The following is a 13636-nucleotide window of genomic DNA, read 5'->3' on the forward strand; positions in this document are numbered from 1 at the left end:
GCCCGTCTTAATAGACTTTGACCACAAAAAACACTTCATCAAAGATGATTTTTGATATTTTCTAAGCCTTAAAAACAGCGGCATTAAAATGAGAAGGGATACAAGTAGGAAAATCAGACAGCATTATTCATTTTTTCCTCCAATATTCTGGATAATATTTTTTCAAGTATTGCTTCGTAAATACGACCAAACTCACGACACCAATCATCAGCCAGCCATACGTGATGACAAATGCAAGTCCAGCAGCTCCTGTCAGCACTGACACGATCATCAATGGCGCTACAAATAGGATGAGCCAGACCAAAATAAAGAGCCATCCTTGCGCATTATTGGGGCTTATTCCCCAACCATAACTTCTCGGACGAAACATTCTTTTTTTATCATTCATTTCTTTCTCCAGCTGCTATCCCAAATCATGCCGATAGCCACTAAAACTACGACAAACCATGTGGTACGCACAACATTGCTCATATAAAGACTCGAAAAAACACCAATTATCAAAAAAATCACGCTCAATAAGAGCTTCTTTTTATTCATCTATTCAATCCTCGTTCATGTCTCAACTTTTTGTTTGATTGACCATATTATAATCTTTTAACTACTGAATTACAAAAAAAGAAACGAGGGTCGTTTCTTTATTATTTATTCAAAAAATGAACAAAGGCATTGTAAGTTTCAATGGTTTGAGGATAAATCGGCACCTGTTTTTTCGCCAAGAATTCAACCGTTCGCACCGTTTCAAATGCAACCGCAGCATCGAGCGACTGTTTGGCAATTTTTCTAGCTTCTTTGACGCCATCAAAATCACGATTTTCTTCGATATAGTCCGCCACGTAAACAATCTTATCAAGCATGGTCATCTGACTACTACCAACCGTATGTATCTCAACCGCCCGCAAAATTTCAGGATAAGTGGTTGCAATCTCAGGAAAATCTTCCTTTATTTTGCACCAACCAACCATTCCATGCCAGACATTATTGCCCCATTTTTTCAATTCTGGGTTGAGCTGATATTGTTCAATCAACCGCAAATATTCATCCCTGCTTTGTTCTTTGGCATAATCATGCAAAAGCCCTGCTAGTGCTGCAACATCAGGGTTTTCATAGCCATAACGAATGGCTAATTCTCGTGCTGCTTTTTCGACGCCAAGGCAGTGTTTGTAGCGACTTTCTTTGACTTGTGAATGAAGTTTTTCTAATATTTCTTCTCTAGTGATGTTCATTGTTTCTTTTCATCTTTCTCTTAGAATGCTGATTAAAACGGTACTCAACTGGCTTGACGGCTCAATATCATCTAATGTGTGGAAATAAACAGTAGCCAAAAGTGACATGAAATTCCACATTCGTCGGCGTTCAATCAGCTCATCTTGTGAAAATTTAAGGTTCGAAATCCACAGTGCAATTTGTGATTGACTGAGTTTTTTATTCCGCAGAGCTGCCACAAACACTTGCGCCAGTCGCCGTTCTTCGTTATGGCTAAAAGGCTCAGGCAAACGATGAAAGAGCGCAGCCATCTCGTCAAGCGCACGTAATGCTTGCTTTTCCGAAAAGTCTGGATGTTGCATGGCTGACGCTAAAGCGTCGGCATCATGAGCAAAACCATGCACCCAGCCAAATTCTTCTGAAAAACCTGTGAAATCCTGCTCCAAATGGAGATATGAAAGGACGGTTTCAAAAAGATATTCTCTTTGTTCAGAGCTCAAGCTTCCTTCATATTTGCCAGCATTCTCGCCGTCTCCCTTAATCAAATAACCATTCAGCAATGCTGAAAATGTACGGGTTAGGCTGGCTTTCCCGCTCTTTTCAAGCTCAAAAAGTTGACCATTGGTTTCCATCGAAGCTTGTGCAATATATTGGAATTGTGCCAGTGAAAAATAATGATTTAAAATTCCATTTGCTAAACTTTCAAAAACAAGGTCATCTCGAATTTCTGAATTTTCATTTCCGATATTTTCAAGCAACCAATCAATTTCCGCTTGCTCATAAGTTACTGAATCGCGATTTAGCTTTTCTTCTAAAATGTGGTTCATCTTTGTGTCCTCAAATAATCTACAATCTTAATTGATGTGCCATTTTCAATTATAAAATCTATCAAATCCGTCTTTTTAAAAATTGGTCGAATAATATCTTCTGTCAGTCCTGACAAAATCGCTATCATATCCGTTTGACCTAATTCTTTAACTTTTTTAAGCATTAAGACATCTTTCATTTTCCGCTCCGCTGACGCTTTCGGATATCCAGTATTCATTGGGCTTTCAAAAAGTTTTTCTAATGTAAATCTCAAATTAAGTTCACCAGCCCAGCCAAAATTCAACCCAAGGGGGAGACTCACGCAGTTTCCTTGATTAATACGCCCAAATAAATAAGCATCAGAAGGTGTTGGTGTATAAGCACAAATTACATTTGGTAGTACATTTGCGGCAATCGCCATTCCATTTCCTGAACTACAGCCTGTCACAACAAAATCAATTGCTACTGAATTCAAAAGTAAACCCACACAAATTGCAATTTGAATATATGAATAATTATCTTCTTCAGAACTGACTCCAAAATTGAAAACCATATCATCAGTTTCCGATGTAGCTCTTTTGGTTTCCTCAAATAAAAGTTGATTACGAGCAACTTGTGTACTTGCTTGAATGACCGCAATATTCATTTTATCATTCCTTTCCCCACCATTCTTCAGCAAGAATGCCGTAATTCAAGCGATTAAGCCATTGGCCATCTTGAAATAGCCCTTCTCGAATTATTCCTTCTTGGACAAAACCAACTTTCTCATAGGTATGAATGGCAGCAGCGTTGTTACTATTGACCGATAAGCTGACGCGGTGCAAGTTCAAATCCATAAATGCAAAATCCAACATCAGACCGATAGCTTCAGTACCATAGCCTTTTCCACGACTTTCAGCAGCAAATAAGGCAATGCCAAGCTCTGCTGCATGATTGGAAATTTGAATATCCTCAAGGAAAACATAACCTAGAAATTGCTCCGTTTCAAGCAGACGAATTGCAAAAATAAAAGATTGATTGTTTTCAGATGTGAGTGATTTCCGCCAATCTTCCGCCGTATAAACATTGATGGCATCAAATGCCAAATTCCGAATCACTTCTGTTTCCCATTGTGCATTTTCTAAAAAGGTAAAATCCGCTTCACGAAAATTTGCCAGTTTCACTTGCTTTCCTTGAAATAATGTCTTCATCTTATTTTCCTATTTTCTAGACATAAAGTCCGTTTTTTATGATATAATCCAATACTTTTGGAGCCAATAAAAAATGAGGAATGAGGCCTTGCTTGAGTTGTTCACGAATGAGACTGCCCGAAATCGCCATGGCTGGAATGTCCACCCACAAAATAGGATATGACGTGCCTACACGATAGCCTGGTCGGCGCACGCCCACAAACTGGACCAGTTCAAGCAGTTGATCAATATGTTCCCAATGTGACAAAGTGCTAATCACATCTCCACCGACGATAAAATAAAAATCGCATTCGGGATTTTCTTTACGCAATTCGCACACCGTCTCATAAATGCCTGCAGCTGGCGTTTTCAGACGGCAAGCATCAACTTCTAAACCCTTCGTGCCATCAATCGCTGCCGTCAGCATACTCGCCACATGACCATTGACATTATGCTCAGGCAAGAAAACAACCTTCTCCAAATCCAGTTGCTGTCTCACTTGGTCAGCAATCGTCAAATGAGCAATATGCACAGGGTTAAAATTCCCCCAAAAAAGCCCAATTAGGCGCCGTTTTTCAGTTTTTTCTTCTTCTAGTTGTACCTTCGTAAAAGGTGTCAAGAGTTCTAATGCCATTTTATTTGCCTTACCTATCAATCTCGTTATTGTCAGTCATGACAGACTTTTAAGATAATTATAACATAATCTGACGGAAGAAAAAAAGCAGTTAAAGGCAACCACTTTTCTCTTTTTATCCGATTTTCTTATTTTAACAAGTTTTTAACCTCAACAGAAATCTTGCGATTTTCTTTCTTGTCAGATACTTTGAAAACGACGATATTGCGTCCGATGATTTGCACAACGTCAAGTCCCATTTCTTCAATGGCATCTGCCACATCATCACGTTCAGCGTCAGAATTTTGCAAGATATTAACCTTGATCAATTCACGCGCATCGCAAGCTGAACGAATGCTTGTCAAGATTTCATTTGTCAAGCCACCTTTACCGATTTGCACGATAGGGCGAATGTTGACTGCCAAGCTGCGCAAATAACGTTTTTGTTTTCCATTTAATTCCATTTAATCATTCTCTTTTCTAATTCTATACTATACTACTCTAACGAATAAAATCGTTAGTCATCAAGTGGCAATTTCCAAGCCAACTCTTTCGCAATCCGCCCAGTAACATGATAGCCGTCATCGGCTTCAACAACTTCTTCTATCAAGGCAATTTTCTTTAATTCTTGAAGTCGATAAGCATTGGTGTAAGACAGGCTGAGTTTGAAAGGTTCAAAAAACTCATGCAGTTTTTCTAAAATCGCCGTTTTCAACCATTGGACGCCTTCTTCTGACTTAATGGACAGTTGAATGGCTGGCGAGAGGGTCGGCAGAAACTCGCCTTCCACCAAGTCCATCTTGTTGTAAACATTCAAGACGGGGATATGCTCAAGTTTCAGGTCTTTCATAATGTCAAGCACTGTTTGTTCATGAATTTCATGATGTGGATTGCTGGCATCGATGACATGAATGAGCAAATCAACAGTCGCACTTTCTTCCAAGGTTGATTTGAATGCTTTGATAAGCTCTGTTGGCAAATTTTGAATAAAACCAACAGTATCTGTCAAGCTGACCGTAAATTGATCTGTGATATTGCGGCTTTCATTATTGGCTGTGCTGGTGCCATTGATAAGGGTCGTGTTGGCCGAGATATTGACCATTTTGGTCGTTGCATCAAGTGTAGCAAACAGCTCATTTTTCTCATATTGATCTTTGTCAGCACTGACAAGTGCGTTCATGATACTTGATTTTCCTGCATTGGTGTAACCAATCAAGCCAATCTTAAAGACACTCGATTTTGTCCGCTTGTTTCGCATGGTCTCACGCGTTTGTTCAACCTTAGCCAAGGCTTTGTCAATGTCCTCAATGCGTTTGCGGATATGACGGCGGTCAGTTTCCAACTTACTTTCACCCGGCCCTTTAGAACCAATTCCACCGGCCTGACGCGACAAGGCAATCCCTTGTCCGACCAAACGTGGCAATAAATAAGAAAGCTGTGCTTGTTCGACTTGCAACATTCCTTCATGACTTCTTGCACGCATGGCAAAAATATCCAAGATCAGTTGCATCCGGTCAATGACTTTAACGCCCAAAGCATTTTCCAAGTTGACATTTTGTCTTGGAGTCAAGCGGTCGTTGAAAATGACGGTATCAACTTCGCCGACCTCAATCGCCCAACTCATCTGTTCAATCTTTCCTGAACCAATCATGAAGCGACTGTCTGGTTTATCCCTTTTTTGAGTGAAGCTGTCAATGACCAGACCACCTGCCGTTTTTGTCAGCTCTGACAGCTCTAGCATTGAACTTTCAAATGAGTCCTGATTGCTGAAAGTCTCAATTCCAGCCAGTAAAACACGCTCCTGTTTTTCTTCGTTTTCTATCAAATTTTTCTCGTTTCTTCAAGAATATTACTCTTATTATATCATATTTCACAAGGATTTTCGGCTGATTTCAACGATAAAAGCTGGAGCAGTCCAGCTTTTATTTTTCTCTCTAACAGCAAAAGCATTCAAATTCACGTTCGAAAATGGCGCATGAGTTAGCATTCACTCGCTCAAAGCTCTTTTATTCGTCCAATAATTTTTTCATAAATCACTTTCATTTCTGGCTCTGTCGATTTTTCGACAAATTCGTCAATCGGAATCCAAGCAAGACCGCTTGTTTCTGCCTCGTTCAAGGTCAATAAATCCTGTTCGCGTGCTTCAAAAACGAAAGTGATGTTCAGATGCAGATGTGCCGAAACATAGCCACGTGTCCGATGAATATGCGGTGCAACTGTGATGTCTTCCAGCGAAATCGGCGTCTCTTGCAAGGCTGTCAGCTCTGACAGACCACTTTCTTCTTGTGCTTCTCTGCGAGCGACTGCCAATACATCACTGTCACCATCGCAATGACCACCCAGCCAGCCCCAACTTTGATAAATCTTGTGGAAAATGCCCAAAATTTTGTCATGATTTTCGTTTAACACAATGCTAGAAGCTGTAAAATGCGCTAAACTTTCACGCGTCAAATTTATATCATCTTGCGCACATTTTTTCATGATTACCAGATCAGAATATTCCTGCTGACCTTTCGGTTCGTATTGTTCCAACACAATCTGTAATTTATTTCTCATTTTCATCATCAAAATATGCGACGAATTCGCCATATCCTTCTTCTTTTAATTTTTCAAAAGGAACAAAACGTAAGGCAGCCGAATTGATACAATAACGCAAACCACCGCGATCAAGAGGGCCGTCAGTAAAGACGTGCCCCAAATGACTATCCGCAGTCTTGGAACGCACTTCTGTCCGTTCCATCCCGTGCGTTTGGTCACGTTTTTCCTTAATCACTTGACGCTCGATTGGAGAGGTAAAGGCAGGCCAGCCACAGCCAGACTGATATTTTTCGATACTTGTAAATAAGGGTTCACCTGAAACAATATCGACATAGAGTCCTTTTTCAAAAAAATCATCAAATTTATTCTGAAAAGGTGCCTCAGTTGCTGCTTCTTGAGTAACCTTGTAAGACAAATCGTCCAATGCTGCTTTTTCTTTTTCAAATGCCATTGTGTTGCTCCTTTCGAAAGTGTGCTTTACAGTTTACGCTGCAAAATTAAGGGATAAGTTAATCAAATCAATGCCTTACGTATGACAACATCGACGCCTTTTGGAACCCATGCGGCAACAACCGCAGCTTCAGGCACACGAACCCAGCCAAGACCAGAGAAAACAACATCTGTTTTGCCTTCCAACTTGAATTCTTTACGTACCATTGTCGCTCCAACTAAGGCAGGAGCCAATAATTCACCAGCGTGTTTTTCATAAAGTTCCGTCGCACCTTCAAGTTTTGTACGGTGGACATTGATTTCATTGTCAAAATAACCTGTAAATCCTTGTTTGTCACCTCTGATAAAATCGAACCGTGCCAAACCGCCAAAGAATAAGGTTTGTCCGCTATTCAACTGGTAAGTTTTAGGCTTGATTTCCTTGCGAGGAGAGACATATTTCAAATCTTCAGGTTTCAAATAATGCGCCATTTGCCCGCGATGAATAATCCCCGGCGTGTCAATAATGGCGGTCTGTTCATCAAGCGGAATTTCAATCATGTCAAGCGTTGTCCCAGGAAAACGACTCGTCGTAATCACATCTTGACTGCCTGGATTTTCCTCGCTGGCAGTTGCTTGCTTAATAATTGCGTTAATCAAGGTTGATTTTCCGACATTGGTTACACCAACCACATAAACATTGCGTCCCTTGCGGTATTTTTCAATGTTTTCCATCAATTCAGTCACGTCAAAACGATTTTTAGCTGATGTCACGAGAATGTCTTTTGGTTTCAGTCCTGACTTTGAGGCCTGCTCTTTAAGCCAGTTTGTTAATTTATTGACCTTTAGAGACTTAGGCAAAATATCGCGTTTGTTGGCAACCATAAGTAAATCATTGTTGCCTGTCAGCTTGTGCAAATTCGGAATCAGTGAGCCGTTGAAATCAAAAATATCAACAACATTAACAATCAATGCATTCTGTTTACCGATTTTTTTCAACAATTTCAAGAAATCTTCATCTGTCAAAGAAGTTGGCACGATCTCATTATAATGACGCAAACGGAAACAACGTTGGCAATACATTTCCTCATCATTTTCCATTTTTTTCTTCAAAGCACCTGACGGTAAATATCCTAGGGCTTCTTTATCTTCAGTTTGAATAATCGTACCGCAACCAATACAGCGCAACTCTTCCATCATAGTTTCATTATCATTCATAAGCCTTATTATAACACATTTAGTCCGCATTTTTCGCCCTCATTCATGCAAAAAAACCTGTCAGAGCTGACAGATTTTAGATTATCATTTTTAATCAGTCATTTTTTACAAAGCTGAGTAGTTTGGAGCTTCCTTCGTGATTTGAACATCGTGCGGATGCGATTCTTTCAATCCTGCACCTGACATTTCGATGAATTGTGCTTTATCATGCAATTCAGTGATTGTACCTGCACCAGTATAACCCATACCAGCTTTCAAACCGCCCATCATTTGGAAAACAATATCGCCAGCGGCACCTTTATAAGCGACACGGCCTTCAATTCCTTCTGGAACAAGTTTATTGGCATCGTTGACAGCACCTTGGAAGTAGCGGTCTTTAGAACCTTTAGCCATTGCAGCAAGTGAGCCCATGCCACGGTAGGTTTTATATTTACGGCCTTGGAAAATTTCCATTTCGCCAGGAGCTTCATCTGTACCAGCAAACATAGAACCGAGCATAACGGCATCTCCACCAGCAGCCAAAGCTTTGACAATATCACCAGAATATTTAATTCCACCGTCAGCGATGATTGTTTTGCCATATTCACGCGCAACATTTGCTGAATCATAAATGGCTGTGATTTGAGGTACACCAACACCAGCAACAACACGTGTTGTACAAATTGAACCAGGGCCAATTCCGACTTTAACAACGTCAACACCAGCTTCAAACAAAGCACGTGTGCCTTCGCCAGTCGCTACGTTACCAGCAATCAAAGTACGGTCTGGGAAATGTTCGCGGATTTCTGCAATCTTACGCAAAACACCTGCTGAATGACCATGTGCTGTATCGATAACGATAGCATCTGCACCTGCAGCAAACAAGGCTTCTGCACGGTCAAATGTATCTGAACCAATACCAACTGCACCCGCAACGAGCAAACGCCCTTGTTCATCTTTTGCAGCGTTAGGGAATTCAATCACACGCTCAATATCTTTAATAGTGATGAGACCAGCTAATTTTCCAGATTCATCAACGAGTGGCAATTTTTCAATCTTGTGTTGTTGTAAAATGTTTGCAGCTTCATCCAAAGTTGTGCCAACAGGTGCAGTGATCAATTCTTCTGCAGTCATGACATTTTTGATCAATTGATCGTAATCACTGACAAAACGCAAGTCACGGTTTGTCAAAATTCCGACAAGTTTGCGATTTTCAAGTGTTTCAACGATTGGAACACCAGAAATGCGGTATGTTGCCATCAAATTTTCTGCTTCTTCGATTTTATGCTCAGGAGTCAGATAAAATGGGTCAGTGATGACACCAGATTCAGAACGTTTTACCTTGCGCACTTCTTCAGCTTGCAATTCGATTGACATATTTTTGTGAACAACACCAAGACCACCTTGACGCGCCATTGAAATTGCCATTTTGCTGTCAGTAACGGTATCCATTGCTGCAGAAATTACCGGAATGTTCAATGTCAAGTTTTTAGCAAGACGTGTTTTCAAATTCACCTCATTAGGTAACACGTGGCTTTCAGCCGGAATCAGCAACACATCATCAAAAGTAAATCCTTTTTTCAAAAACTTAGTTTCCCAGTTTGACATCGAAAATAATCCTCCATTTTTTAGGCAATCGCCTGTACTATATTTTGTCTATTTTATCACTATTTTCACTGATTTTCAACAATGTCTTCTTAAAGCTATTATTTTTAATTGTAAGCATTGAATTTTTGTAAGTTATTTATTACAATAGAGCTATGAAAAATAAAATAACTAAACTCTTGCTTGTTTCCAGTTTATCTTGTGCCATTTTTTCAGCACAAGGTGTACTTGCAGCAACAACAACCAATCACAGCATGGGTGATTCTTTCGCCACCCAACTCGCAAGTCAAACGGCACTCGTGCCAAAATTTGCCAGATTAGGTGACACAGCTACCAGCCTCTATAACCTGTCTTCAGCAGATAGTACCCTTCCTCGAACAGACGTTGTCGATATTGCAAGCTATCAATCTTGGATGACTCAAGCTGACTTTAATTCACTTAAGGCACAAGGCGTGCAAACCGTTGTCGTCAAATTGACCGAAGGAACCTATTACACCAATCCCTACGCTGCTAGCCAAATCCAAATGGCACAGGCGGCAGGGCTTAATGTAGCGGTCTATCATTATGCCATTTTCGGAAATACGAGCGACCAAGCAACCGCAAATGCTGCTGCTGTCAGTGAAGCAGATTATTTTGCTGCAGCAGCAAAAAGTTTAAACCTCCCATCAACAACAATCATGATTGAAGATGCTGAAAACTCATCAACAAGCGGAAGTGTCTGGACACAAGCCACACAAAGCTTCCAAACGGAACTTGCAGCACAAGCCTACAGTAATTCAAAAATATACACCAGTAAAACGTGGGTAACCAATTCCTACATTAATTCAACCACGCTAGGCGCATCAAATATCTGGATTGCACAATATCTCTATGGAAACCCTACCGTCAATCCGACAAGTTGGGGAAATGCATTGACCAATAACAGCGTTTATGGCGCATGGCAATACAGCAGTCAGATGTATTTTAATGGTAGCAATACAACTTCCAACTTGACTAACAACCGCCTTGATGTCTCGATTGACTACTCCAATTTCTTTGGTGTCACAAACAGCTCAACAAGCCTGAACAATACAAATGGAACTACCTCAGGTGCGACAACAAACAGTTCAAGTTCAAATAACTCAAGTTCAAATAGTTCATCGACTAACACGACAACGACCACTGGTAATTCTACTAGCACAACCAATAACAGTAGCTCAACTATCAGCTACCAAAACATTTACCGCCTCTACAACAGCATTACAAAAGAACACCTCTACACAGCTGATGCCAATGAAATGGCGACACTACCTAAACTTTGGAGTGCTTGGACATACGAAGGCATTGCTTGGCAATCGCCAACAACATCTTCAACGCCTGTTTACAGACTTTATTCATCAAAATCAGGCGAACATCTTTATACATCCGATACCAATGAAGTTACGGTTTTAACTAGCATGAACGGTTGGAAAAAAGAAGGCATCGCCTTTTACTCCGCTGATTCAACGGGAATACCCGCTTTCCGCCTCTACAATGCCGCTGCGGGTGTCGGCGCTCATTTCATCACGACAAGCACCACCGAACGTGATAATCTAGTAACTTATCACAACTGGAACTATGAAGGCATCGCTTGGTACGTCAAATAAAAATAAGTATAAGTCAATTATTACAAAATTGACTTTTTATTTCGTTTTAGTTTCAATTCAGGGTATTGTTTTCTATCTCTAATCTTTTTTAGTACAATGAAACTATGACAAATTATAAACCAATGAAAAAATTCCTTCTTTTTACTGCGATTGCCTTTACAACAGGCTTCGCAATTCAAGGCAAGGCAGATACAATACAAGAAAATTACAGCATGGGAAGTATGATTGAAGCTGAGAGCGACACAACAACGACGACAAGTTCCAGTCAATCCTCAAGCCGTTTACGTGCTGCTGTTCCAGCCGCTGCGTACACTGGTTGGAGTACAGATAGTTCTGGAAATACGACCTATTATCTCAATGGTGTTCTAAAACCAACGGGAACCATTGCTTCTCCAAATGATGATGGCTATACCTATGCCTATTCTGATGCAACTAAGAAAACAGTCATTGCGAAACGTTTAGATCACCCAGGAGACATCACTAAGAGTATCAATAATCTTGCCACAGATGCTGTTGATATTGCTTCCTATCAATATTGGATGACGCAAGCAGACTTCAACGCACTCAAAGCTCAAGGCGTTAAGACCATTGTCATTAAACTTACCCAATCAACAAACTATACTAACCCCTACGCAGCAAGCCAAATCAAAATGGCACAAAATGCAGGGCTTAATATCGCTACCTACCACTTTGCCATTTTTGGTTCGACCAGCAATCAAACCACTGCCACAAACGCTGCAATCGCTGAAGCAAAGTATTATGCAGCACAGGCAAAAGCACTCGGTATCAGTAGCAATACTGTCATGATTGAAGATGCAGAGTATTCTGGTACAGCTTCTAGCGTCTGGACAAATGCTTCAGTCGCATTCAGAAATCAACTCGTTGCTTCTGGCTATCCGCAAGTTAAATATTATACTTCTAAAAGTTGGGCAACCAGCGGTACAATGAATACTTCAACTTTGGGCATTAAAAACTTCTGGGTAGCACAGTACCTTTATGGAACTCCTAAAACAAACGCAACCGGTTGGAACAACACTTACAATAACAACTCGGCATACGGCGCTTTACAATACACAAGCCAAATGTATTACAACAATCAATCTTCTGTCAACCCTGTAGATACTTCTGTTGATTACTCTGACTTTTTCGGAAGTTCATTTACCAGCTTAACTGAGCCACGTTTCATGAAAATCAATGTAAGTAAAACTTACAGATATGACCTCAATACAATGGCAACAGTCGGTTCTGCGCTCACTCAAAACCAAGTGATAAAGTTTGTTGACAAGAAACAAGTCAATGGCGTTTGGTATCTCCGAACTCAAGCAGATGTTGACAGCGGAAATGCCTATGGTGTCCCACAATCAGCACTGACTGAAATCACAACAAACACTATCACTCCAAAATATATGTATTTCACATCAACAGGTTGGAAGAGTGACCCCGCAACGCAAAGTAAGGTTGGAAATAACATCGGACAACAGACTTTAGTTAAAGTCGTTGATACTTATTCCGTAAATGGTAAAACTTATTATCGTACTGAGGAAGATGCAAAAGCCAACAATAGACTTGGTATAAGCGGACAATTCTTAGCAGATGTTTCCGTCATTTCGCTTGATGGCCCACGGATGTTCTATGCAACAGACGCCACTGTCAAAACCAATTTCTTAACAAATTCTACTACTGCTGTAAAATCTGGTGATACTTTCTTTATAACTAAAAAAGTACTGATGAATGGCGTTTGGTATTTCCAAGCTAAGACTGATGAAGGAAGTTATACATTCATCAATAGTAGTAAATTATCTTCAACTGTAAAATACATTGATTTCCTCGGACCTAGAAAGATGAAGTTGATTGAAGATACCGATCGTGTCAATCCACTAACTGGAGAGGTGCTTGATCGTCTTCCCAAAGACAAAATCATCGATTTCAGCACAAAAGTTTACATCAATGGCGAATGGTATTACCGCACAGCATTTAATACTGCAAACAACACCAATGCCGCTATTCCTGCTAAATACCTGACAGAAGTCAAATAACAAAAAAACATGACCGATGAAAAGTCATGTTTTTTTGTGACAAAGCTTGTGCTTTGCGTGTTCATGCAAAATGCTTGTGCAATGGATTTTCTATCTCTACTAATCGCATTACTCTAGAAATAAAGGAGGTTAGTTAAATGAAAATCTTTCAGACTTTGCATGAAAGAAATGTGATTGCGGATCTGGACTAATGTCAAATAATTAGACATAAAATGAGCTATGTTTTCTTAAAATAAATTTCTTCCTTCTGATTTGGAGTTAACCCATTGTTGGCAGAATGAGGATTATAATTGTTATAAAATTGTTCGATATATTCAAAACAAGATAACTGAACCTCTTGAATTGAATGATACGTTCTTCGATTAATTTCTCGCTGTTTAAGATATTTGAAAAAGACCTCGGTCACGGCATTAT

Annotated in this window: 14 protein-coding genes and 1 pseudogene; 2 read left to right on the forward strand and 13 right to left on the reverse strand. The window is 40.1% G+C overall.

Annotation, left to right across the window (positions count from 1 at the left end; all coding sequences use genetic code 11):
- Positions 1–127: 127 nt before the first annotated feature.
- The 12 genes from GHI45_RS06980 to guaB form a co-directional block, all read right to left on the reverse strand.
- Positions 128–388: a hypothetical protein gene (locus GHI45_RS06980; protein WP_147780021.1), complete on the reverse strand. Its 261-nt coding sequence runs from the start codon at positions 386–388 to the stop codon at positions 128–130.
- A gap of 250 nt (positions 389–638) precedes the next feature.
- The gene (gene yqeK / locus GHI45_RS06985; protein WP_147780020.1) at positions 639–1223 is read right to left on the reverse strand and encodes a bis(5'-nucleosyl)-tetraphosphatase (symmetrical) YqeK; all 585 of its coding nucleotides are present in this window, start codon (positions 1221–1223) and stop codon (positions 639–641) included.
- Positions 1224–1232: 9 nt separating this feature from the next.
- Positions 1233–2030: a DUF2785 domain-containing protein gene (locus GHI45_RS06990; RefSeq protein WP_147780019.1), complete on the reverse strand. Its 798-nt coding sequence runs from the start codon at positions 2028–2030 to the stop codon at positions 1233–1235.
- On the reverse strand, positions 2027–2656 hold the full coding sequence (locus GHI45_RS06995) for an RpiB/LacA/LacB family sugar-phosphate isomerase (RefSeq protein WP_147780018.1): 630 nt from the start codon (positions 2654–2656) through the stop codon (positions 2027–2029). Before GHI45_RS06995 ends, GHI45_RS06990 begins: the two co-directional genes overlap by 4 nt.
- Before the next feature lie 4 nt (positions 2657–2660).
- Positions 2661–3200, reverse strand: a complete 540-nt coding sequence (locus GHI45_RS07000) for a GNAT family N-acetyltransferase (RefSeq protein WP_147780017.1) — start codon at positions 3198–3200, stop codon at positions 2661–2663.
- A gap of 16 nt (positions 3201–3216) precedes the next feature.
- Positions 3217–3813 carry a nicotinate-nicotinamide nucleotide adenylyltransferase gene (locus GHI45_RS07005; RefSeq protein WP_147780016.1) on the reverse strand — a complete coding sequence of 199 codons (597 nt, stop codon included), beginning with the start codon at positions 3811–3813 and terminating at the stop codon, positions 3217–3219.
- A 128-nt stretch (positions 3814–3941) separates the two neighbouring features.
- On the reverse strand, positions 3942–4256 hold the full coding sequence (gene yhbY / locus GHI45_RS07010; protein ID WP_147780015.1) for a ribosome assembly RNA-binding protein YhbY: 315 nt from the start codon (positions 4254–4256) through the stop codon (positions 3942–3944).
- A 53-nt stretch (positions 4257–4309) separates the two neighbouring features.
- Entirely contained in the window at positions 4310–5617 is a 1308-nt protein-coding gene (gene hflX / locus GHI45_RS07015) for a GTPase HflX (RefSeq protein WP_147780014.1), read from the reverse strand.
- Positions 5618–5787: 170 nt separating this feature from the next.
- Positions 5788–6348, reverse strand: a complete 561-nt coding sequence (locus tag GHI45_RS07020) for an NUDIX hydrolase (RefSeq protein ID WP_147780013.1) — start codon at positions 6346–6348, stop codon at positions 5788–5790.
- Positions 6338–6781 carry a peptide-methionine (R)-S-oxide reductase MsrB gene (gene msrB / locus GHI45_RS07025; RefSeq protein ID WP_147780012.1) on the reverse strand — a complete coding sequence of 148 codons (444 nt, stop codon included), beginning with the start codon at positions 6779–6781 and terminating at the stop codon, positions 6338–6340. The genes GHI45_RS07020 and msrB overlap by 11 nt, the downstream gene beginning before the upstream one ends.
- A gap of 62 nt (positions 6782–6843) precedes the next feature.
- Positions 6844–7977, reverse strand: a complete 1134-nt coding sequence (yqeH, locus tag GHI45_RS07030) for a ribosome biogenesis GTPase YqeH (RefSeq protein WP_187230092.1) — start codon at positions 7975–7977, stop codon at positions 6844–6846.
- A gap of 105 nt (positions 7978–8082) precedes the next feature.
- Positions 8083–9564, reverse strand: coding sequence for an IMP dehydrogenase (gene guaB, locus GHI45_RS07035; RefSeq protein WP_147780011.1), 1482 nt, complete (start codon positions 9562–9564; stop codon positions 8083–8085).
- A gap of 152 nt (positions 9565–9716) precedes the next feature.
- Between guaB and GHI45_RS07040 the strand changes: the two genes are divergently transcribed.
- Together GHI45_RS07040 and GHI45_RS07045 are read left to right on the forward strand one after the other, a co-directional pair.
- Positions 9717–11186: a GH25 family lysozyme gene (locus GHI45_RS07040; RefSeq protein WP_147780010.1), complete on the forward strand. Its 1470-nt coding sequence runs from the start codon at positions 9717–9719 to the stop codon at positions 11184–11186.
- A gap of 104 nt (positions 11187–11290) precedes the next feature.
- On the forward strand, positions 11291–13222 hold the full coding sequence (locus tag GHI45_RS07045) for a GH25 family lysozyme (protein WP_147780009.1): 1932 nt from the start codon (positions 11291–11293) through the stop codon (positions 13220–13222).
- A gap of 201 nt (positions 13223–13423) precedes the next feature.
- Here GHI45_RS07045 and GHI45_RS07050 read toward each other — a convergent pair.
- Positions 13424–13636, reverse strand: a pseudogene (locus GHI45_RS07050) (IS3 family transposase); the annotation flags it as partial.

It is taken from the genome of Lactococcus sp. dk101, assembly GCF_009601055.1.
Classification (GTDB): Bacteria; Bacillota; Bacilli; order Lactobacillales; family Streptococcaceae; genus Lactococcus.

Excerpts from the sequence above, each read along its gene's own strand:
- GHI45_RS07000 (WP_147780017.1), bottom strand. The coding sequence starts at position 3,200 with ATGAAGACATTATTTCAAGGAAAGCAAGTGAAACTGGCAAATTTTCGT.
- GHI45_RS07040 (WP_147780010.1), top strand. The coding sequence starts at position 9,717 with ATGAAAAATAAAATAACTAAACTCTTGCTTGTTTCCAGTTTATCTTGT.
- GHI45_RS07020 (WP_147780013.1), bottom strand. The coding sequence starts at position 6,348 with ATGAGAAATAAATTACAGATTGTGTTGGAACAATACGAACCGAAAGGT.
- GHI45_RS06980 (WP_147780021.1), bottom strand. The coding sequence starts at position 388 with ATGAATGATAAAAAAAGAATGTTTCGTCCGAGAAGTTATGGTTGGGGA.
- GHI45_RS06990 (WP_147780019.1), bottom strand. The coding sequence starts at position 2,030 with ATGAACCACATTTTAGAAGAAAAGCTAAATCGCGATTCAGTAACTTAT.
- yqeH (WP_187230092.1), bottom strand. The coding sequence starts at position 7,977 with ATGAATGATAATGAAACTATGATGGAAGAGTTGCGCTGTATTGGTTGC.
- guaB (WP_147780011.1), bottom strand. The coding sequence starts at position 9,564 with ATGTCAAACTGGGAAACTAAGTTTTTGAAAAAAGGATTTACTTTTGAT.
- GHI45_RS07045 (WP_147780009.1), top strand. The coding sequence starts at position 11,291 with ATGACAAATTATAAACCAATGAAAAAATTCCTTCTTTTTACTGCGATT.
- yhbY (WP_147780015.1), bottom strand. The coding sequence starts at position 4,256 with ATGGAATTAAATGGAAAACAAAAACGTTATTTGCGCAGCTTGGCAGTC.
- GHI45_RS06995 (WP_147780018.1), bottom strand. The coding sequence starts at position 2,656 with ATGAATATTGCGGTCATTCAAGCAAGTACACAAGTTGCTCGTAATCAA.
- yqeK (WP_147780020.1), bottom strand. The coding sequence starts at position 1,223 with ATGAACATCACTAGAGAAGAAATATTAGAAAAACTTCATTCACAAGTC.
- GHI45_RS07005 (WP_147780016.1), bottom strand. The coding sequence starts at position 3,813 with ATGGCATTAGAACTCTTGACACCTTTTACGAAGGTACAACTAGAAGAA.
- msrB (WP_147780012.1), bottom strand. The coding sequence starts at position 6,781 with ATGGCATTTGAAAAAGAAAAAGCAGCATTGGACGATTTGTCTTACAAG.